This is a genomic window from Streptomyces polyasparticus, from assembly GCF_014493765.1.
Taxonomy (GTDB): domain Bacteria; phylum Actinomycetota; class Actinomycetes; order Streptomycetales; family Streptomycetaceae; genus Streptomyces; species Streptomyces polyasparticus.
Genome location: NZ_JACTVJ010000007.1, coordinates 353,582 through 374,193, shown reverse-complemented (window position 1 = coordinate 374,193; position 20,612 = coordinate 353,582). Strand labels below are relative to the sequence as shown.

Sequence of the window (20,612 nt, the reverse complement as noted above, 5' to 3'; positions counted from 1 at the left end):
TGGGACGCGGTCTCAGTAGCGGACATTGCGCAGGTCATGTGTCCACGCCTCGGCGGGGTTCTTGTCCCAGTAGGACCGCAGCGCCAACTCCCGCTCAGAGAAGGCGCCGTGGTGACATAGCGCGCCGTGGGAGAGCGTGACGCTCATGGCGAGCGCCGACTCGGTGGTGACCCAGTGGGGTGTCAGCGCGTGGCTCCAGAGCTGGTCGCCGGGCCGCATGGTGACGGACTGGCGATCGGTCGCGTCGTGCTCGGGAGGGTCCTCGGCGGTGGTCTCGCCGAGGACCGCCGCGTCGGCCGGCAGGTGCTGGTCGGGGTCCAGGTAGCTGTGAAAGGTCTTGATGCCATGGACCTGCCAGACCAAGCCATGCGAGTTGTCGTTGTGGTACGTCGAGGAGGCACCCTCGGTGGAGAGGAACAGGATGGGCGCCAGGCGCTGCCAGGTGAAGCCCCAGGCGGACAGATGCGTGCGCCAGGGGATCATGACCTCTTCCTGGAAGCCGTCCAGGAGGTCTTCGTAGAACCGGCTGAGGTTGAAGTGCACTAGCCGGAACGGCCAGGTGACCACCTCCTCGATCGGTGCGGTGCGGAAGGCTGCGGTGCGGTCCATGCGCACCTGCCAGTCGTCGTCCCCGAGGACCGTGAACCGGACCTCCTCGTCTCTACGGACGTGGTCGAGGACGTCGATGGCGGGCAGGAACGTGTAGTCGAAGCGGACGTCCAGCGGGAAGTTCGGCGGCTGCCGCCACCGCTGGGTGAAGTCGTCGGGCGTCGTGATCGTCATGGGTCGTCCAGGGGGTTGTACCCGCCAGCCGCTTCACGCTGGCGCAGTGTATGAAGCACTGCGGTCTTCGCAGGCGGCGGAGGGGCGGCAGATGGCAGCGCAGTCCGGTCTCACCCGGTCCTGCGCCGGGGCGGTCAGAAAGTGTCTGATCGCGGCACGGGGAGCGTCGACGCTGACGGATGCCCGACCGTAGGGGCACCGGCGTACGGAGCCGTCGGCAGATACGTACGCGGCGGCCGATCGGCATGGCCACCGCTCACCCCCATTCGGGGGGAACTGCAGGGCCTTGAGCTCGCCCAGGTAGGCGCGATACCGGTCGGACAGGCTGAAGTACCGGTCGAGGCGATCGGCGTCGAGGTGGTGTTGCACCAGGTAGTCCTGGACCGACTTGCCCTCGCGGCGCAGGGCGCGCTCGTCGAGGACGACGGGGCTGAACTGGACCTCCACCCCTGCCGCAGAGACGAGGTCGGCCAGGTCCTGGCACTCCTCGTCTTTCAGGCCCCAGCAGGTGACGTGAAGGACCTTTGTCTCGGTGCTGATGGCGCGCAGGGTGCCCACGGCCGAAGCCGCGGTGCGGGTGGTGCGCCCCAGCAGCATGGCGCCCTGCGAGTCGGCGGAGACGGTCACGTTGGCCAGCAGATGGGCCACCTGGGAGAGGGCGATGACCTCGGCCACGGTGCGTGCGGAGGTCACCATCGACACCGACATGCCGAACTGGTGGGCCAGCCGTACAAGTTGCCGCAGCTGCGGGTGGTGGGTCGGTTCGCCGCCGGTCAGGCAGACGCCCTCGACGCCGGCCTCCTTGAGCCGCGACAGGGTGCGGGTGTAGGTCGCGGTGTCGAGGAAGCCGTGGGCGCGGTCGGCTCGGAAGCAGAACCCGCAGGCCACCTTGCAGTGCCCGGCCGTCGAGATCAGCGCCGTGCGGACGTGGGTATTCATTGCACCCCCGTGTTGTCCCACACCGCGATCTCCACGGTGCTCGTGTAGAACGCGCACATCTCGGGGTCCGGGGTGCTGCCGCCGACGAGGGCCTGCTCGTTGCGCGACGGCCCGCCGCAGATGGCGAGCGCCGGGCAATCCCCGCACTCGGGGATCGGAGCGACCTTCTTCGCTACGCCGGCCAGGAGGCCGACGTCGGCGCGCAGTTGGTCGAGGGTGTGCAGGAACGACGGCTCGGTGAAGTTGATGTCGCACAGGCTGACTCGGTTGCCGGGCAGCAGGGCGGCGTTCAGGCTGCGGTCGCCCTGCATGTGGTCGAACAGCATGGGCCGGCGGGTGTCGAGGGCCTGGAAGGCGCGGTCCAGGACGGAGAACAGCATCCCGCCTCGCCCCAGCGCGGCCACGCGGGCCTCGTACAGCTCCCGTGCGAGCTCGGTGCCGTTGACCTGCCAACTGCCTGCCGTCGGGATGGGCGTGTTGACGTAGATGAACTTCAGCCCGAGGTCGTCGATGATCCACCGGACGGTCTCGGCGAGGCGTCCGATGTTCGCGGCCGTGGGCGTGAGGTTGCATCCCACGTGCAGCCCCTCGGCGTCGACGAACCGGGCGACGTTACGGCGGATGCGGTCGTCGGCGGGCTGGCCGCCGAGCAGCAGGCGGTTCGCCGAGTTGATGCCCGGAGGGCCGTCGATGGAGATGCCGACCCCGTACTCGTACGCGACGAAGTGGTCGAGGGCCTCGTCGGTCAGGCGGGCGCCGTTGGTGACGACGGTGCGCCGCACCCTCGCCACGTCGTAGCGCTCAGCGAGGGTGTCGGCGAGCTGATCGCCGTACCGCATGAGGTCGAAGCGGATGGTCGGCTCGCCGCCGAACCACTGGATCGACACCTCTTCCTGCCCGGCGTTCTGCTCGAACAGGAACTCCAGCCCCTCCGAGAGTTCCTCCTTCGTCATGTCCGGCTTGCCGGAGTTCGTGTCGACGAAGCAGTAGGTGCAGGCCATGTTGCAGCGGTCGGTCAGGACCACGCGCAGACCACTGATGCGGCTGGGGGTTCGGTCGAGGCCGAGGAGTTGAAGACGGTCACGGAGTGCTTCGCGCCGGTCGGCCACAGGGCCGCCAGGGGTGAAGCCGAGCCCAGCGAGGGCTTCATGAGTCACGGTCGGGGGGACCCCGGCGAGGTCGTGGACCTCGCCGGAGTCGATGAACACACTGTCCAGCGCGACCGGGTCGAGGAGAACTGCTTCCCCATCCCGCTCGTACTGGAAGTACTTCCCCCACAGCATCCGGGGGACGGCCATGGTGGTCAGGCCGTCGATTCCTCTTCGGCGATACCGAGCTCGCCCATGACCGCTCGGACCTTCTCCTCAGCAGCGGCCTGGAGCTTCGCCGAGGTGGCCGGGGTGCCGCCGTCAGCGAGGACAATCACGCCGGGCAGCGTCGGGTTCGGCACGATGACCGTGATGCCGGCCGGGTCGGTGCCGATGACCATGATCGCGTCTTTCAGCTCGACCCAGTCGGTCTGCTCCTTGAGGGCCTCGATGATGCGGCCCTGCTTCTCCTGGAAGGAGGCGCGCTCGCCCATCCACACGCCCGCCTTGGACTTGGAGTCCACAACGTCCGCGTAGATTAAGTGGTCCTTCTTCTCTCGCCTGGCTTGAGGCATGGCTGATCCTCATCTCTGTGCGTTGGATGTGCTGGAACAACCCCTTGCGTCCGCCGGGGTCTGGCGGGGTACCGCCCCCGCGGGGAGTTGAGCGGGGGCGGCGCTTATCAGCTCCGCCGCAGTCGGCCTTGCGGCCGACGGGGGGCCGGGCCGCGGAGCAAGTTCTACACGGTGCCTTCGCGCTCCCTGCGCGCCTTGATCAGGGCATGGTGCAGCCCATCGGGCAGGTTCAGCGTGTGGGGCCTGGCGGGCAGCCGGTACCAGTGGAGTCCGGGGCTGGCGGTACGCTCCGCCGGTGGGACCACTACGTGGCAGGTCAGCCCCAGCGCGACCGTCTCCGCCTCCTCCCAGCGCGCCGAGGTGCCGGCCGGCGTCAGGAAGTACATCCGCGGCTCACGGCCGCCTTCATCGAGAATGACCGGCCCCACCGCCAGCCCTTGCTCCTCGATGAGCTCCACCGCCCGGCGCCCTACGTGCTCGGGCGTACGTACGGCATCCCACCACGTACCGGCGGGACACAGCTCCGGCTCGCTGCCGATGGGCATCCACCTCGGCAACCGCGCGGTCGGAAGTGCGTCCGACATAGGAAAGGCCCCCTCACAACTGGGTGTGAGAGGACCATTCCACTCTGTAGGCGGGTGTGCGCGGACAAACTGTCCGCACCCGATTCGCGTCAACTCCCTTCGGAATTACGCGTGTTGTGCTATGCGACGCCCGCCCAGGTGCCGAACGCGGAGAGCTCGGCGGACGGGTGCGCATCCATACGCACCAACGAGCCGACCGTTTCGCGTACTGATGGGTGGAAACGGGTGTGGTTCGGTGCGACCTTCCTCGCCCGCTTCAGGTCAGCGAAGGCACCACCGCGGTCACCCTCCGCCAGGCGCGCGGAGGCGACATCGATGTGGTGGTGGCTGGATCGCTCGCCTACCGTCGCGGCCGGCGGCGCCCATTCGGCTCCGCCCTGGCCCCATTCGGCGAGCCGGGCCAGTGCCTGCTCGCTGTCCCCAGTGTCGATCAGCGCGTGCACCGTGTGAATCTTGATGTTCGTCGGCCCGAAGCTCATCTCGTACGCGAGGCTGTCCCGGTTGCCCGCCATGCGCGCGACATGATCTGCCTCGCGCAGGAACTCCTCGGCCCCGTCAGGGTTGTTCTCCCGTGAGGAGACCACCGCGAGCTTCAGCAGCAGCGCGCCGTCGACCGCCAGCGCATCGTCCGAGTACGAGTGCTCCGGCTGGAGCCTCTCCAGCTCCCCGCGCAGCCCCTTGAGCTTGCGACGGGCCGACCCGGTGGCGCCCTGGCGCAACATCGAACCTGCCACCAGGTATCCCGCCGTCACCTGCATAAGCGGATCACCGCATCGATCAGCGGCCCACCGAACCCGCTCCAACGCCGTGTTGCCCAGGTCGTGGTGCCCCATCTTGTGCGCCAGGCTGTTGACGGCGCGGTAGGCGCGGGCCAGGTGCCAGTACGCCTTCTGCTGCTCGCCGTTGCGCGCATCGAGCGCCACGTGTGTCAGCTCGGTGATCACTGCGGGCAGGAGTGGCCCCATCGGCGCGTACCGAGCGTCACGCCGGAGAGCCGCGATCTGGTCCACCTCGGAGGCCAGGACCGGCAGCGCGCGCGGTCGGGTCTCCAACTCGTCGGGAGTGTCGAAGCACAGCAAGATGCGCCGCAGTTCCGGAATGACAGCGTGCACCCCGTCTTCTGCCTCCGGGTCCCCGTAGTACGGCTGGCCGGTCAGCACCTCTGGGCCGAAGTGCAGTGCCCGCGCCAGGGCCGATATCAGGCTCGGCGTCGCCTTGCGAGCGCCGGACTCCAGCTTCTGAATCAGGCTGGGGGATACCGCGACCCGCTGGGCAAGTTGCGCGGCAGACAGCCCCCGCGTCTTACGTGCCACCCGGAGCCGGTCTCCCAGCATCAAGCTCTCACCCACGTCGAGATCCCCTCGCTGATCGGAGCATTGTGGCCAGGGTACGTACTGTGAACCACGCTAGGGAGGCCCGTCGCTAAGAGTTAACGGACCGGCGGCCGATGGGACGTCCGCAGGCGACGCGCCGCCTCAAGTCCCACGTCGCGCGCCGGGAAGCCTTGCACCTGTCACTCGGCGAATCAGGCCGCTGGGCTCCAGCCCTTGTTCGACCCTGAGCAGGTACGAGACAGGAGAGTCGGCCAGCAACTGGTCGCGCTGTTTCGCCGCGGAGTGCCGAATCCCCAGGAGTCCGTACGCGACGCCAAGAGCGGTGACGTACGGCTTGTCGATGGCCAGTCCGCCTAGCGCCCCGCTGATCGCCGGCAGCTGGGTCTGGACGTTCATCGCCCCGAACGCGGTGTCGATCTTCAGGCTCTTCATCGCGGCTTTGAGGTCATCCAGCGGCTTCTGGAAGTGCTCCTGCCGTACGTGATCGAGGTAGGACGCAAGGATCTTGGGGCTCTCGATGCCAACGAGTTCTTCCTGTACGTCCTTCGCCGCCAGCGAGACGGCGCCCATGAAGGCGCTGAACTCGGAGTCATGCCGCTTGCGCAGCTCGACGATCTTCTGAACTGGGATCTGCGCGATGTTGTCCGGGAGAACCGTCTGGACAGCGAGCTGGCCGAGGAGTCCGGCCGCCGGCTCTTCGGATGGCCTGGCCTGGCTCCCCAGCAGAACAGCCGCGATCTGCTCAGGGTCCCAGGCTTGGGTCGCTTGGTGTGCGGCAATCTGGTCGGTCGTCGGGTGGAGGGGGTTGCGTGAGGCGATCTCGTGCGTGAGGGCGCATTTGTAGACCCAGGCCAGCATCGGGTCCATGGATATCCAGTGGCTCTCCACGTACCCGGAGCGAGCGTCGGGACGATCGGTGTTCAGCGCCAGGCCCTCGTTGATCAGGGCCTCGCGGAGATCTGGGGAGACCTCGTCCCAGAACAGTTCTGCAGCTCGAGTAGCCCTTCTCGGTCCGACCGTGTCTCCCGGCGCCGGTGGGGGTGCATACCGGTTGACGCGGTGCCCTCGCCGCAGCGAGGGATCCGCGCTGCCAACGCCTCGGAGTTGTTCGGGCCGGATCGCGTACAGACGCCGGAGAGCCGCCGCGTGCTCGCTGATGACGGACAGAAAGGGCGCCTTGATAGCGGTCGCGGCGCTCTTGGGATCAAGGTCCTCCCAGAAACCGAGCCCATCACCCAAGGCAGTCGCTGTCGCGGAGTCACGAACCGGATAGCCGTCGGCGACCACGCGGGCGAGTTTGGGCCAGTAGAGGGCGGCGGTCTTCAACCAGACGTCATTCTGTACGTGGACGTACGGGTAATAGAGTCCGATCGGCTGCATCCTCACCCTCCCCCTTGCTCTCCCACCAGCGGTGCTTACACCTGCGGCACACGGCCATCATGACCCATCGCCTGCGGAAATCTGTTCGTACACGGTTCCCTCCGCTTCCCGGAGCTCGCGCTCGACCGCTTCGGTGAGGTTCGGGTTGTCGATGAGGACGCCGAATTCGATGTTGTTGTTCTCGGCGCTCCAGGAGAAGTTCGCGCTGGTCACCAGGAGGAGGTGGTGATCGACGGCAAGGAACTTGGCGTGGTTGCGGACGTAGCCGCCATCGAATTCCTTGGTCCTCCATACCTCGGCCGGGGCCAGGTGCGCAGCTACCTCTGTGGTCGACGGGGACCAGTGTTGTCCGCTGCCGTCGGCGGCCCGGGTGTCCATGTAGACGCGGACGGCAACACCATCGCGTTGCGCAGCCTCCCTCAGTGACTTCCAGAGCGCCGAGCTGCGCTGGAAGTTGAAGGTCGAGCAGGTGATCGCGTGCCGGGCACTGCCCACGAGGCGGGTGACTGAGCTCGTGAGGGGTCCACTCTGGGCGAGGTGTCCAGGCATGGTCCACAGCGGGGAGAGCGTGGTCGGCAGCGCCCGCGCCCCCTCGATCGCCCGCAAGACCAGTACCTGTTGGTACGTCGCTCCGGCATCGCGAGCCACTTCCCCCAGTAGCCGCCGAACCTCTGCTCGCTGGCCGACAGCGACGACTTTGAGCGCGGCTGTCAGAGTGTCGCCGTCGGCGAGGCGGTCCGCTACCCCTTTGGCCTCGGTTCCCGTCAGGAGCTGGCCCAGCTGCCGTGGCGCGTCCGCGTCACTCATGAGCCCGGAAGAACCCGAGGGCGCTGCCTGGCAGGTCAAGGAGGAAGCGGCGGTCGAGAAAGCGATTAGCGCGTTCGCAGGAAGTCTCCGAGGCCATGACGCAGCAGTGGCAGGCGGCGCCGTGGAGGAAGTCCTCGGGGTCCTGTGGGGTGCGCTTGGAGCAGATGGGGTCGGAGGAGCAGCGCGCGGCCTTGCGCAGTGCGCTGTCGACGACACGCTGGAGGCGCGAGGGCTCGCTGAGCTGTACGAGGCCGCCGAGGGTGCCGTCGCTGTCGGAGGCGGTGGTGCAGATGAGCAGGCCGGCCGCGGGGTCGCGACCTTCGGCTGCGGGCCATGCGTAGAGGCGTTCGCTGAGGCTGGCGGCCGAGTAGCCGCAGGTGAGGGCGAGTTCGCGGATGAGGATGTGGGCGAAGGTGTGGACGAGCCAGTAGCGCGGGGGCTTCAGACGAGTGTCAGGGTCGACCTGGCTTGCCGTGTCGGAGAAGCGGCGCTCGAAGTTCCTGCGGTGTGCCTCGCGGTGGTACTTCCACAGGCTGGTGTCTAGGACGCGCATTTCCCACGCGGCGACCGCATTCTCGTCGAGCTGGAGAAAGATGCCTTCGCCGCGGTCCTCGGTGGCCACGGTCCAGGCCGGTCGCGGTGTACGTGTGAGCGGGGCCAGGCGCTGCGGTAGGTCGCCGACGCGGTCCATGTCGTCGATGCGGGTGAAGCCAACCAGTGCGTTCACTTTGCGGAGGCGTTCGACCGCGAGGACCCGGGTGATTTCCGGCTTCAGGCTGTCGCCCCGATCGCGGGTGGCGAGGGTGAGCCCGCTCCTAGGGTCTTCGACTCGGGTACCGACGATGTCGCGCAGCAGGTAGCGCCATTCCGGGACGAGGAGGTCGACCGGGTCCCAGTCGCGGAGCTTCTCTTCCTGCTCATCCGGTGTGTCGGTGGGTGCGGAGGCTGCCTGAAGGACTTGCTCCAGATCGTGGTCGGACAGGCCGGTGACGTCGACGCCGCCGTCCATGCCGAGGAGATCCCTGATCAGGTCGAGGTTGGCGCGGTATTTGGCGAGCTTGTCGCCCAGTGCGGTGCGTACCCGGTCGGCCAGGTCGCTGGCCTTCTCCTCCTGGGATTCGGGCATGACGATGATCGACTGAGTGGCCGGGAACCACAGGTTGGAGGCGCCGACCAGCATCAACTTGGTTTCGTTACGGCAGCCCTTGGGCTCGAATGCGTCCAGGTGAGGGTGGCGTCCGCGGCACCGGGGCAGCTTCGCCTTGCCGGCCTCGCCCTGGGCCTCGTTCATCGGGCGCCGCATCTCGCAGGATGCGCAGTGGATGACGGCCGAGGCGCCCTTGCCTGCGGTCCTGTCAACCATCTTCAGGGCAGGGAGTTCCGCCTTGCTGCACGGCCGCCCGCGATGCACCCACAGGTCGTACGGGAATTCGTCCAGGTGTCCGTCAACGCAGGCGAGCAGATAACGCGCCGGGATGGCGGTGCGTCGCATCGCCTTGCGTGTGCCGGCTCCCGTACGCCCGGTGCACTTGGAGTGCTCGAAGACGGCCAGGTCGGTGCGGAACGGGTGGGTATTGCGGTAGTCGAACTGGGTGAGCAGTCCGAGCATGTCGCAGCCCGTGCAGCGAAGCCACTGGGGGAAGACCCGGGACGGGACTCCCAGGTCGTTGCCTTCGGCGGACCGGCTGTGCTTCTTGGGCTGCCAGGGATAGGGCCGCAGTTGTACGTCGGGGGAGCGCAGCATCATGCGGACCACGTCGCGAAGCCGTGGGGCGTGGATTTGTGGGGGTGCGGATTCGCGCCGCTGCCAGATGCGGTCCCATTCGTCCAGGCCGGTGGGCATGATCGTGAACTGTGGCAAGTCCATGATCGCGCCGGGGCCGTATGTGTAGAGCAGGGAGGAAGGGCGGGCGGAGCCGACCTTGGCGCGGTTGTGCTTGGCCGCCTTTTCCGTCTCCTGTTCCAAGTCGCCCAGCGGGTCAACGGCGTGAGCGACGTCGTAGACGAAGCGTGTCTCGTCGCTCACGAACTCTCCTCCGGCATCTGCCACTTCGGGGCATAGTCAGGTGCGCGGTACACCAGTCGTTCCTTGATCGGGCTCACCAGCAGGTTGATCTCCGGCTGAACCTCACGCATCGAGTTCGCCACGATGAACGGCGGCGTGTCCCGGGTGTCGATGCCCGCCTTGGCGTTCTCCGCGCTCATCATCAGCGCGTCGTGCCGGCTGTCGTCCAGGACCTTCTCGTACACGAGGGACTTCCGCAGTTCTACGAGGTGCTTGCGCCGCTTGGCCCATTGGTCGAGCCGGTTCTCCAGGCGCAGGCGGGCGCGGCCTGCCGCGTCCTCGTCACCGGCCCGTTTGATCCTGCGTACGAGGGCGTCGATGAGTTCACCGGCGAAGTGCTGCTCGGCCTCGATGCGGGCCGCCCCGTCCTCCGGGGACAGTCCCTGGCCGTGGCCGGCCTTCGCGGCCTGCAGGACGCGGGCCGCGCTGACCAGGACACCGTCCAGGCCGCGCTCCAAGGAGGTCACCGAGAACGGGGTAACGGACAGCGCCTCGACCTGTGCGTAGAAGGTCTCGTGGTAGTGGCGGAACTGCTCGAAGTGGGCGAGGTCCCGGGGCCGTGCCCAGTTTCCGAGCGCGACCACGAGTCCCGGCCGGTCTCCGTCTCGGCCGACACGTGAGGACGCCTGGATGTACTCGGCGGTGTTCTTCGGCTGCCCGACCACGAGCATCAGGCCGAGCCGGGTCACGTCAACACCCACCTGGAGCATGGAGGTGGCGAGGACCACGTCGTACGGATTCACTTCACGTGGCGTCGCCTTGTTCACCTCCCGCAGTACACGCTGGTTGCGCTTGCCCGCAGCGGAGTCATAGGCGGGGTCGAACGACATGGCCATCTGGTCAAGGGTCGCGGTGATGTCCGCGCTGGCCACGCGCGAGGTCAGCTCGGCGACGTGTAGGGACCCGTAGTCGGTGCCGGTGCGGCGGGGCAGTTTCGACCAGGGGCGGCCCTTGGCGAGCGCGGTCTGGATGTCGTCGCTCATGTACCGTGCCATGCCCGCGAGTTCACGGGTGGCGCTGAAGTAGCCGACCAGGCTCATGTACGGATCGGCCACGCTGCCGGAGCGGTCAATCAGCAGTTGCCCGCCGGCCAGGAGAACCTCGGCAACGCGGATCTCCGCCGTGGTCAAGCGCACCCCGGTCGTGCTGATCCCGACGTACCGGCGTCCCGGGTTCTTCTCGGAGACCGGGATCTCCTTGGAGAAGAAGGTGTTCCCAGCGTCCAGGACCTGCGGCGGGAAGATGGTGACGTCGCGCCCGTACAGTGCCCGCACCTGGTCGGACGCGTTGCGCGCGGTCGCCGTGGAGGCGACGAGCAGCGGACGCACCGGGTGACCGTCCTTCGTGCGCCAGTCGGTCATTACGTCGATGGCCACCTCGAACAGGCCCACCGTCGTGCCGAGCGCTCCGGTGATCAGGTGCAGCTCGTCCTGGATGACCAGATCCGGAGGCCGCAGCCGCGTCGCCGGATGAACGGGGGCCGCCGGCCAGCCGTCCTTCTTGGGGTGCTTACTGCCGTCCTTGATGTCGCACTGCTGATAGTCGGGATGCACGAAGCCGTGCCGCTCACAGCGCCGCGAGACATGCCCGAACAGCGAGGCCGCCTCACCTTCACGGGCCAGCCGGGCGAACTTGTCCACGGTGGCGATGACGAACGCCGGCGCGAGGCGGTAGATCTCCTCGTCGACCGTGAGCACCGGCAGCCCGTCCGGGACCTCGCCACCGTCAGCGAACGGGCAGTCGGCCAGCTCGTCACCGCAATACACATACACCCGGCGCAACGCGGGCTCCGTACGCACATCCCGCGCCTCGACCCGCGTACCGCACCACGGGCAGCGCTGAATCTGCAGCACCGTCAGCCGATAGCCACGGCCCCCATGGGCCTTCTGCAACTGCTCGGCGGCCTCGTCGTACCGCTTCGGGCTCACATCGGTACCGACCCACAGCCCGATCCGGAACGGCTCCTCCCCCCACGTCGCCACATCCTCGCGCCGCGCCAGCTCCGCAGCGCACACCAGGGTGGTGGCACGCTGGAACTGCTGGGCAGTGAGCAGCCGCAGTGTGTAACGCATGAGCACGGCCACCCCGGACCGTCCGTCCAGCGGACCGTCGAAGGCATCCACGACGCCCTGACGTCGGCGGATCGCGAACGTGTACGCGGCCAGACCGAGATACGCCTCTGTCTTGCCACCACCGGTCGGGAAGAACAGCAGCTGCGCCTTGGCCAGATCCCCGGACCGCTTCTCGGCAGCCGGATCAGACAGCAACGGCAACTGCATCAGCACAAAGGCGAGCTGGAAGGTACGCCACGAGTGCGCCCGCTCCTTCGCGTCCTCGAGGATCGCCTCACGGGCTTCGTCGATACCTTCCTCGGGCCTGCCCGCGCGCCGTGCCGCGACCTGCGACTGCACACGCTGATCGGCCATCACCCGGTTCATGAACCGGAAGCAACGCAACGCCTCTTCGTCCCCGAGTAGGAACGCCAGACCATCCGCGAGCTGCCGCTGCACCCGCCGCGCCTCGGCCACCGCGTCCAGTCCCTCGGGCCGCAGATGCGCAGGAAGCTCGTTGGCCCGCTGCTCCTCACCGTCCAGCCAGGCGGTGTACTCCGCGACGATCGGTTCAAGTCCCGTGCGCAGCTGATCTGTTGATGCTGCTTGGAGCTTGCGCATGTCCAGCAGGGCTGCGCCGATCTCCTCGGCGGCCGTCTGCGGCGTCTCGCTCACCGGCAGCCAGGTCGTCCAGACCTCGGTGGCCCTGCGGGGCTCCTCGGATGCCGCCCAGTCCACCGAACAGGTCCGGCCGTGGGCGAACTCCAGCCGGTTCCGGTACTGAAGCCGCAGTCGGCGCAGCTCGTCGTCCAACTCCTCACGCGTATCGAGGAGTACGTCGTTGACTGGCAGGAACGCCTCAGCGCCACCCGCCGACACCAACAGCTTGGTCTGGTACAGCCACGCCTCGACCGGGATCTTGCGGGGGGTCTCCTGGTCGTTGCACAGCGCCACCTCGATCAGGCGGCAGCCACGCTCGTCATCGTCGTACCGATCGACCCGCAGGATGACCTTGTCTTTCAGAGCGATCTCAGTCGTGCGGGCCGGCGCCAGATCCGCGACCTTGAGCGCCATGGTGAAGGCATGCGGCGTGCGCTGATAGCGCCGCAGGTGCGAGGCGACCTCCCCTGCCTCGCCCTTCTTCTCCTTGATCACCTCGTACGTGCCCCACGAAGCGGTCACGGTGAACTCATCCAGGTCGCCAGGGATTTGGAACCGTAGTCCCATCGATGCCGGAATCATCAGCCCGCGCTTCTGCGGCTGATCCTCGACCTCGTCCTCGTCCGCCCCCGCACTGCTCTCGTCGACGGCGGTGACGGGCACGCCCCGGCTCTCGGAGGCGTCCACGGCATCACCGACGTCTGTCGCGGCGTCGTCTGAGCCTGCCTCGCCGGGGTCGTCCTGGCCGGCGGTGAGCCGGGTAGGGGCGATACGGCCGATCATGTATGCGGAATCGGGGGCGCCTTCGAGGATCTCGTCCGGGCCGTTGGCCGGGCCGAGGAGTTCCCGCTCCAGGATGTCGCCCAAGTTCTCGCGGGCCGTCCAGGAACGGTCGTCGGGGTCGAGGGCTAGGCGGTAGGCCGGGGGCTGGGGAGCTCCGGGTCCCACCGCGGGCTGGGCGCCATCGCGCCGGGGGGTGGTCACTCGTCGCCCTCCTCGTCCTCGGTGTCCTCATTGTCGCCGGTGGGTCTGACAGCGCCCTGCGCGGCGGCGCGGCGGTGATTCTCTTCGAGGAGGCGGTCGAGGATCTCCACCCGGGCGGCGGGACTCACCGTCCAGCGTTCCATCTGGCGGTAGCTGTGGAATCCATGCTCAAGTGGGATGTCACCCCATCCGTACGCTTCCACCACGGTCCGGTCGAGATCGATATGGATCTCCCGCAGCCTTGCCACATCCGCATCAGCCGAGTCGAGAATAGCGGGATTGTTGACCAGGCTATAGAGATCCGTCAAACCCGTACTGCGACGCGTCATGATTTCCCGTCGCTCCATGTCTAGCATTCTTCCGACGTCGGCCAAAAGCTCACTCTCTGTCGGAAATGGGAATGTTTCGAACACCGAGGACGGGGTGTAGCGAGGGTCGTTTCGCATTCCTGAGCCGAACTTGATTGCCCATACCTGATGCAGACTTGACGAAAGTACGGCCTGCTTCGCGAATGAATCTGTAGCGAAAGCGATTGTCGCATCACTCGGCAGCCAGGCGGTCGGGATGCGAAGAGGCATCATGGTCTTACTGACACGCGTGATCACCAAAATTTCACTCAATGAGGAGATCGCCGTGCGCAACGCAGGGCGAGAGCGATGGAACAGCCACCAGGGCGCCTCTCGCACCGCCTTGGCCTTCTTAGCCCGCTCTGGCTTCACACGTTCGAGCAAATGGGCGTAGGGCAGTACATACTCTTGGGATTCACCCTCGGAAAGGCCAGTGAAGTCGATAACCCACCGGGATGGGCTCCCCTCCGGGCGAGAATTAAGATCTTCTCCGCCCAGGTATGGCTTCAGTACCTGCGAATTCTCCTCATTGGCCTCGATCCATTCCTCGGCTTGTTCCGGAGAAACGACGAACCCTCCACCGTAAGGCTCGACACCCTTGAAAGCGATGCCGCGGTTAGTGGACAGCTTGAGACGGTATTCATCCGCACGCCCCATAGGCTCAAGGGTTGCGGAGATTCTCTTCGCTTGGACAGAATCCGCGATTCGTGGAACTGTGGCCGGGATGTCGCCACGTGTACCCCAGACTGCAGCATATTCGAGGTCGGCAGTTTCAGTGGGCCACGACTCGCTCTGAATGGCGCGAGCGATCGTGAACCCATTGTCCGTCATTTGATCCAGGCCGACTTCGCGTGTCTGGTTTTCCCCGACAGAGCTTGTGGCGATGAGGCCGAGGGTGCCCCGATCTTGAACTAGCGAGATCGCCCTCAGGAAGAAATAGGCGACAAGATCGGCCTTACCCTTTCTTCCGAAGGCAAGGATCTCGACCAGCCAGGATCGGACGTTCGAACCCATTGCCTTGGGGACCTTGTACTCGCCGAGGAATGGCGGGTTACCGATGGTGGCATCAAACCCTCCACGCTCCACTACGTCTGGGACCGCAAGAATCCAGTGGAGCGGCTTCCATCGGTCGTAGTCTGTTGGCACCGTCGGCGTGAGCCCGGCTTTCAAGATGCTGTCGAGCATTGTCCGGTCCGCCTCCCCGCCCCCGGCCGGGTACGCGCTCTCCACCGCGATGCGTAGATCCTCATACGCCGCCTTGAGCTGCTTGCCAGGCTTGCCGCCCCAGCGCAGCCCGGCGGCGATCACCCCGTCCGCGACGTCGGCGAGCTGCGCGGTCAGCTCCTGGTATCGGCGCCACTGCCGCCGTTTGGTAGCTGCTGAGCGTTGCGGGTCGCTGTCGTCAACCTCGGTTGCGAGCTGGCGGCGTAGGCGGGCCGCTTGGTCCAGGATCCCGTCCACGTCGAGGCCGAACACGCTGAGTTGGTCGCCGGCCTCGGCAGGGTTGATGTGCAGGTCGCGCAGCTGACGGACGTCGGTCAGACCAAGCAGGGCGTTGCCGTGAAGCACCTTGTCGTCGACGAAGGAGAACGGCAGCTTCGGGTCCAGCGACACCAGCCACAGCGACAGCTTGCACATCTCGACGGCCATGCCGTTGATATCGGCGCCGTACAGGCAGGTCGCGACGACGGTCCTTATGGCATGGATGAGCAGGTCGTGCGGCGTCCGTCCGTACGCCACGCCCTCGCGCTGCCACGCCTCGACGAGCCGGTCGGCGAGGTACCGCGCCGCAGCTACCAGGAAGGCGCCCGAGCCGCAGGCGATGTCGGCGATCCGCAGGTCGAGGATCTGGTCGGAGGCGATCGGCCGCCATGCGTCCTGGTCAGCGGTCTGGTGCGGTCCGGGGGAGTAGACGAGCGGCTCCAGCGCGTACCGTACGACCTCCTCCGCCAGTGACCGCGGCGTGTAGTGCGCGCCCGCCGAGGCCCGCGAAGGGGTCTCCACCAGCAGAACGCCACCAGGCTCCACCACCAGTGGCCGGTTGCGCAGGTCGCGGCGGATGATGCCGATGAACGGGCGCAGCCGGTCGCGGAGTTCGGGGTCGTCGGTGACGTCGCGAAGGGCGATCTCGGCGTCGTCGAGGGTCTCGCCCGCCTTCAGTGCCTTGGTGAGCGCGGCCTTGCTGGATGGCTTCGCGGCCGGCTGGTTCTGCTTGACCCAGGCGAGGATTGCGTCTGCCAGCGCGGTCTCGGTGCGCTTGGTCTCGGCGAGCTCCTCGAGGGTGGCGAGGGGAATCTCGGGTTCGGACCCTGCGCTGCCGGTCAGGCCAACGACGATCTCCTCGGCGGGTTCGCAGGAGTAGCCGAGCAGGCCCTCGTAGATGTAGCCGATCTGCTCGACGTCGATGTCGCGGAAGGAGATCCGGCGGTCTCCACCGGGCAGTTTGGCGAACTGGACGGCGCGCAGGACTTCGAGCATGACGCGGTCGCTGACCGTGATGGCCAGCGTGTCCTGGGAGTCGCAGGCGGTGAGGAAGGGGAAGCGGGCGGGATCGAAGAGGGAGCCGCCGTATTCGGGCAGGCGCAGGTCCTCGAAGCTCGCGCCTCGGTAGAGGGCCTGGGAGGTGGCGAGGAGGCGGTGCCAGGTCAAGAAAGTGGCATCGAGGGAGAGTTCGCCCTCTTCCCTCTCTCTCGCGTCCAGGACGTCGAACTCGTCGCTGATGCCATAGCCCATCGCGAAGAGGCGACTTTGCGGCAGCAGTCCGCGTTCTTCGGCGAAGAGGAGGAAGACGACGCGCATCATGACGGTGACAGCCGCCTCGTACACCTCGCCGCGCTGCGTGGGTAGCGGGTCAGGCTCACCTCCACGTCGGGCGTCCAGGGCGCCTTCGGACAGGGCCTGGACGATGAGTTCGACGGCGCGACGGACCTGAGTGCCGAGGGCTTCGGTGATCTTCTCCGCGGCCGTGACGGACTCGCCGAACAGCTCGGTCAGCCGGTCCTGCTGTTTGCCGCCGACCAGGCGGCGGCGCTGGAGAAGCTCGATGAAGGCGTTGCGGGTCTGCGGCTCTTCGATCCAGGTCTGGGCGTCGACGATGCCGGAGGCGACCATGGTCTGCGGGCGGGCGCTGACGATGGCCCACCAGCGGCCGTCGGTGACGACACCGATGGGGACATCGCTGGCGCGCAGGAGCTCTTCCATGCGGTCGATGGGGCTGGCCGACCAGCCGTCGGTGAGCGGGTCGCGCAGGGAGTCCGTGGGGTCGGTGACCAGGACGAGCGCCCCGACGGCGTCGCCGTGGATGAGGGCGCCGTCGGCGCGCACGGTGACGGCGTAGTCGGGTGAGCGGATCTCGGCAGTGGCCGGCGCCGGCACGGTGTAGGAGGTGTTCCAGCGCAGGCCCTGGCGCAGGACGAGGTCGACCCAGGTGTCGCGGACCTCGCGGTACAGGTCGAGGGCGGCTTCGTCGCCCGGGTGCTCGTCCCAGTTCTCCCACGCCTTCTCGAAGGCGGGCTTGGCGTCCTTGATGGCGTCGAGCGCACGGGCGTCGGGCTGCGGAATGCCCTGCGGGTAGAGGCGCTCCAGGGCGGGGACGGCGAGGAACGGGCCGTCCGCATCGACGAGTTCGAGCCAGGCCCGGTGCAGGTCTGCGGCAGTCGGGGGGTAGCGGCGGCTCATGCCTTGACCATTCCGTTCTTCGCGTCTGCGGGGGTGAGGGCGAACACGACCGCCGCGGCGGACACGTAGGGCCTGATGTCGCTGTAGCGCTCCCGGATCGACGCGATCTCGCGTGCCTCCTCGTCGTCCAGGCTGTCGAGGCGCTCGTTCATGTGGTGCAGGTCCCGGCGGCGCTGCTTCTGCTGGTCGTCGGTGAACAACAGCTCTTCCTCGGCGCGGATGGCCTGCTCCAGGCGGTCACGGGACTCGCGCAGGTTGATCCGGAAGGCGTCGAAGATCTCGTGGGCGCGCTTGATGTCGGAGTCCCGGCGCTGTGTGAGTTCTTCGGTGACCTTCTCCTGGCGGCTGGCGCTCTTGCGTTCCATCGCGGTCAGCAGGCGTGTGCGCAGCCGACCGCCATCGTCGTTCCACTGCTCGGCGAGGTGTCCGCGTACCGCCTCGTCAGCGAGGAGCAGGTCCTCGGAGTCGAGGGTTTCGTCGAGGACTTGCTCAACCTTGGCCTCGGCAAGTGCCTGACCGCGCAGACGGACGCCGGTGAGGAACACCTCCTCGTGGAGCCGCAGTCCGCCGCGCCCGACCAGGACGAGCCGGGAGACGGCGGCGACACAGGACTCGGGCAGGTCAGGGGCGACGACGGCGGTGACCCGGTTCACCGGTGAGTCCGTGCTGAACAGTGCGGAGCGCAGGGTGCGGGTGGCGCGCTGCATCAGGGCGTGCCCAAGGTGGATGTGGACCAGGTCGGTGCGCTGCTGGGCGGCCTGGTCGTCGAAGGTGACGGGGCGCGGCACGCCCGGCTCAAGGTGGGTGTCCAGGCCGCGCAGCGCCGGCTGCCAGGAGCGGCCGAGGTTCGGGATCTCGAAGACCTGCGCGTCGGTACGGTCGTCACCGATCTCGATAAGCGGGGGTTGAGCGGTCAGCGTGAGCGCGGTGTCCACGACCCGGCGGGCATTGGCGGGTGTGAGATGCATGGCGGCCTTGCGCTCGTCGTACGTCTCGGAGAGCTTGGTGAGCTGGCGGTTCAGCTCCATCCCACCGGCCAGAACACGGGTGATTACCTCGTTGCCGTCGTCCGGCGCGGACAGCCGGGCCTTACGGGTCGTACGGGTGGGAGCGAAGTGCTCCTGTACCTCGGCATCGATGACCTGGTTGACCTTGCCGAGGTCCTCGGTAGCCTGCCCGACCTTCGTCGCGATGATCCCCATGAACTTCATGTCCGCTTCGTACGTCGTGGATCCGGAGACCGGCACGAAGTGGAAGATCTCTGGGTTCTTGGTCTGTCCGTACCGGTCGATCCGGCCGATGCGCTGCTCCAGGCGGGACGGGTTGAAGGGGATGTCGAAGTTGATGAGGCGGTGGCAGTGAGTCTGCAGGTCGATGCCCTCGCCGGCGGAGTCGGTGGCGAGCAGGACGCGGACCGGGTGCTTGTCGGGGCTCTCGGTGAACCGGGCGCGGATCTTCTCCCGTTCCTCGTGCGGGGTTGAGCCCTGGATCACCTCCAGCACGTCGTCGTAGCCGCGCTGGCGCAGGATGCGTTCGATCCATTCGAGGGTGGCCGCGTACTCGGTGAACACCACGACGCGTTCGTTGGTCCAGTGGGTGCCGTCCGGGCGGCAGACGGCACCAAGGAAGGTCAGCAGTTCTTCCAGCCGGGAGTCCGGCTTGTGCTCGTACCGGCGCCCCCACTCGATGAGCGAGGCGATCTCACTCCTTGTGGCTGTCACCAGGGGGTCCGAGCCCTTGGAGTGACGCAACGCGGTGAACTCGGGGTGCTCGGCCGCACCCTCCTCCTCGTCCGACTGACTGCTGCCGAGGACCTCTGTGTAGTAGTCGTCCTCGTCCTCCACCCGCAGCTGCCGGTCTCCGCCGTCCGCGACCTCGTAGAGCTCAAGGGTGCGGGCGAACGACCACGGGCTGGACAGGAAACGCTTCTTCAACAGCATCGCGACGATGTCGCCGCCCGAGCCCTTGCCGTTCGCTCGGGCGCTCTCGACCAGCAGCCGCTCCAGCCGCGCGAACTGTTGCTGCTCCTCCTCAGACGGTGTGAACCGGAGGGTCCCCAGCTTGCGGGCCTTGAACCCCTTGTCCGGCAGATCGGTCTTCAGCCACCGCACCATCACCTCCTTCAGAGCCTTCTCGTCGATGCTCGCGCCGCGGGTAAACCGGCGGCCGTCGATCATTTCCAGGAGGGCGGTGAACGACTCCGAGTAGCCGTTGTGCGGCGTCGCGCTCAAAAACAGCCGGTGCTCGCAAGCCTCCGCGAGCTTCATCGTTGCCGTCGTCCGCTTGCTGTCCACCGCGTAGCCACGCTGCCCCGGCGCCGTCGTCGGACTGGCCGGCGCCACATGATGCGCCTCGTCGACCACCAGCACGTCGAACGCGTACCTCCGGGCTGTCCCCGAGCTGCGCACATCGGCCAGCACGTCCCGCAGCAGACGCTGCGCCCGCAGCGACGGCAGCCACGCCATGCTCACGATCACACGCGGGAAGAGCCGGAACGGGTTGGCGTTCAGCCCGTGGCTCCGCCGCACCTTCGCCATCAGCTCGCTGTTGACGATGACGAAGTCGAGGCCGAACTTCTCCCGCATCTCGTCCTGCCACTTCAACGACAGGCTCGGCGGGCACACGATGACCACGGACCGCGCCCGGTGCCGCAGCAGCAGCTCCTGCACGACGAGGCCGGCCTCGATCGTCTTGCCCAGACCGACGTCGTCCGCGAGCAGCAGGTTCGTACGCGACGACTGCAGGGCCCGGCTGAGCGGCACCAGCTGGTACGCCTCCACGTTCGCACCGCTGCGAAACGGAGCCTGATAGGAGTTCGCGTCCGCCGAGGTCACCGCGCCCCAGCGGACCGCATCCACGAACGCGGCGAGCGTATTCGGATCGTCGAACGCCTCCGGGCGCACGGTCTCCGGGAGGCCCTGGTTCGGGGCGACAGTGTGCCCAACCTCCAGCTCCCAGACCACCGTCAGCTCCTGCCCGAGCCGGTCCTCGTCCAGCGACTGCAGGCTCACCACGTGCGTCAGACCGGGCACGCCCTCGTCGGCGGGGCTACGGGGAAGACCCTGCTGCTGGATATCGGATACGGCCCAGGTGGAGCCCCGGACCTTGACGACCTGCCCTGGCTCTGGGACTGGTGGAAGGGCCGCCGCGTTCGGGGTGCTGCTCGCTGATCCCTGCGGATACTCCGTCGCGGTCGCCACCTGGGCAGACTCCTTCACCAACGCCGTCATTGCCGGAGCGTGATCACCCCGGCACGTCGCGCTGCAACCTGGCCGCGGAGGTCACGGAAAATCCAGTATCTCCGACCGCGGGTACGGTCCGCTTCAAGTTCCCCGAG

Annotated in this window: 12 protein-coding genes; all 12 read right to left on the bottom strand. The window is 67.4% G+C overall.

What is annotated here, in order from left to right; genetic code table 11:
- Positions 1 to 12: 12 nt before the first annotated feature.
- Complete coding sequence (locus H9Y04_RS17335) at positions 13 to 783, bottom strand: cupin domain-containing protein (protein ID WP_187815139.1); 771 nt, start codon at positions 781 to 783, stop codon at positions 13 to 15.
- A gap of 33 nt (positions 784 to 816) precedes the next feature.
- Positions 817 to 1,722, bottom strand: coding sequence for a radical SAM protein (locus tag H9Y04_RS17330; RefSeq protein ID WP_187814775.1), 906 nt, complete (start codon positions 1,720 to 1,722; stop codon positions 817 to 819).
- Positions 1,719 to 3,020 carry a radical SAM protein gene (locus H9Y04_RS17325; protein ID WP_187814774.1) on the bottom strand — a complete coding sequence of 434 codons (1,302 nt, stop codon included), beginning with the start codon at positions 3,018 to 3,020 and terminating at the stop codon, positions 1,719 to 1,721. The genes H9Y04_RS17330 and H9Y04_RS17325 overlap by 4 nt, the downstream gene beginning before the upstream one ends.
- Before the next feature lie 5 nt (positions 3,021 to 3,025).
- The gene (locus tag H9Y04_RS17320; RefSeq protein WP_187814773.1) at positions 3,026 to 3,385 is read right to left on the bottom strand and encodes a hypothetical protein; all 360 of its coding nucleotides are present in this window, start codon (positions 3,383 to 3,385) and stop codon (positions 3,026 to 3,028) included.
- Positions 3,386 to 3,549: 164 nt separating this feature from the next.
- Positions 3,550 to 3,930 carry a hypothetical protein gene (locus tag H9Y04_RS17315; protein ID WP_236070927.1) on the bottom strand — a complete coding sequence of 127 codons (381 nt, stop codon included), beginning with the start codon at positions 3,928 to 3,930 and terminating at the stop codon, positions 3,550 to 3,552.
- 158 nt (positions 3,931 to 4,088) lie between these two features.
- Entirely contained in the window at positions 4,089 to 5,318 is a 1,230-nt protein-coding gene (locus H9Y04_RS17310) for a helix-turn-helix domain-containing protein (RefSeq protein ID WP_187814771.1), read from the bottom strand.
- 126 nt (positions 5,319 to 5,444) lie between these two features.
- Positions 5,445 to 6,683, bottom strand: a complete 1,239-nt coding sequence (locus tag H9Y04_RS17305; RefSeq protein ID WP_187814770.1) for a DUF6236 family protein — start codon at positions 6,681 to 6,683, stop codon at positions 5,445 to 5,447.
- A gap of 57 nt (positions 6,684 to 6,740) precedes the next feature.
- The gene (gene drmC, locus H9Y04_RS17300; protein WP_187814769.1) at positions 6,741 to 7,490 is read right to left on the bottom strand and encodes a DISARM system phospholipase D-like protein DrmC; all 750 of its coding nucleotides are present in this window, start codon (positions 7,488 to 7,490) and stop codon (positions 6,741 to 6,743) included.
- Complete coding sequence (gene drmB, locus H9Y04_RS17295; protein WP_187814768.1) at positions 7,483 to 9,516, bottom strand: DUF1998 domain-containing protein; 2,034 nt, start codon at positions 9,514 to 9,516, stop codon at positions 7,483 to 7,485. Before drmB ends, drmC begins: the two co-directional genes overlap by 8 nt.
- Positions 9,513 to 13,250 carry a DISARM system helicase DrmA gene (drmA, locus tag H9Y04_RS17290; RefSeq protein ID WP_187814767.1) on the bottom strand — a complete coding sequence of 1,246 codons (3,738 nt, stop codon included), beginning with the start codon at positions 13,248 to 13,250 and terminating at the stop codon, positions 9,513 to 9,515. Before drmA ends, drmB begins: the two co-directional genes overlap by 4 nt.
- Positions 13,247 to 17,275 (bottom strand): Eco57I restriction-modification methylase domain-containing protein, encoded by a 4,029-nt coding sequence (locus tag H9Y04_RS17285; RefSeq protein ID WP_187814766.1) that lies wholly within the window; start codon positions 17,273 to 17,275, stop codon positions 13,247 to 13,249. The genes drmA and H9Y04_RS17285 overlap by 4 nt, the downstream gene beginning before the upstream one ends.
- Positions 17,272 to 20,505 (bottom strand): DISARM system SNF2-like helicase DrmD, encoded by a 3,234-nt coding sequence (gene drmD, locus H9Y04_RS17280; protein WP_214661299.1) that lies wholly within the window; start codon positions 20,503 to 20,505, stop codon positions 17,272 to 17,274. Before drmD ends, H9Y04_RS17285 begins: the two co-directional genes overlap by 4 nt.
- Between the last annotated feature and the right edge of the window lie 107 nt (positions 20,506 to 20,612).

What these genes read in the sequence shown, in the direction of transcription:
- drmC (WP_187814769.1), bottom strand. Translation starts at nt 7,490, where the DNA reads ATGAGTGACGCGGACGCGCCACGGCAGCTGGGCCAGCTCCTGACGGGA.
- H9Y04_RS17305 (WP_187814770.1), bottom strand. Translation starts at nt 6,683, where the DNA reads ATGCAGCCGATCGGACTCTATTACCCGTACGTCCACGTACAGAATGAC.
- H9Y04_RS17315 (WP_236070927.1), bottom strand. Translation starts at nt 3,930, where the DNA reads ATGCCCATCGGCAGCGAGCCGGAGCTGTGTCCCGCCGGTACGTGGTGG.
- H9Y04_RS17335 (WP_187815139.1), bottom strand. Translation starts at nt 783, where the DNA reads ATGACGATCACGACGCCCGACGACTTCACCCAGCGGTGGCGGCAGCCG.
- H9Y04_RS17320 (WP_187814773.1), bottom strand. Translation starts at nt 3,385, where the DNA reads ATGCCTCAAGCCAGGCGAGAGAAGAAGGACCACTTAATCTACGCGGAC.
- H9Y04_RS17285 (WP_187814766.1), bottom strand. Translation starts at nt 17,275, where the DNA reads ATGAGCCGCCGCTACCCCCCGACTGCCGCAGACCTGCACCGGGCCTGG.
- H9Y04_RS17325 (WP_187814774.1), bottom strand. Translation starts at nt 3,020, where the DNA reads ATGGCCGTCCCCCGGATGCTGTGGGGGAAGTACTTCCAGTACGAGCGG.
- drmD (WP_214661299.1), bottom strand. Translation starts at nt 20,505, where the DNA reads ATGACGGCGTTGGTGAAGGAGTCTGCCCAGGTGGCGACCGCGACGGAG.
- H9Y04_RS17330 (WP_187814775.1), bottom strand. Translation starts at nt 1,722, where the DNA reads ATGAATACCCACGTCCGCACGGCGCTGATCTCGACGGCCGGGCACTGC.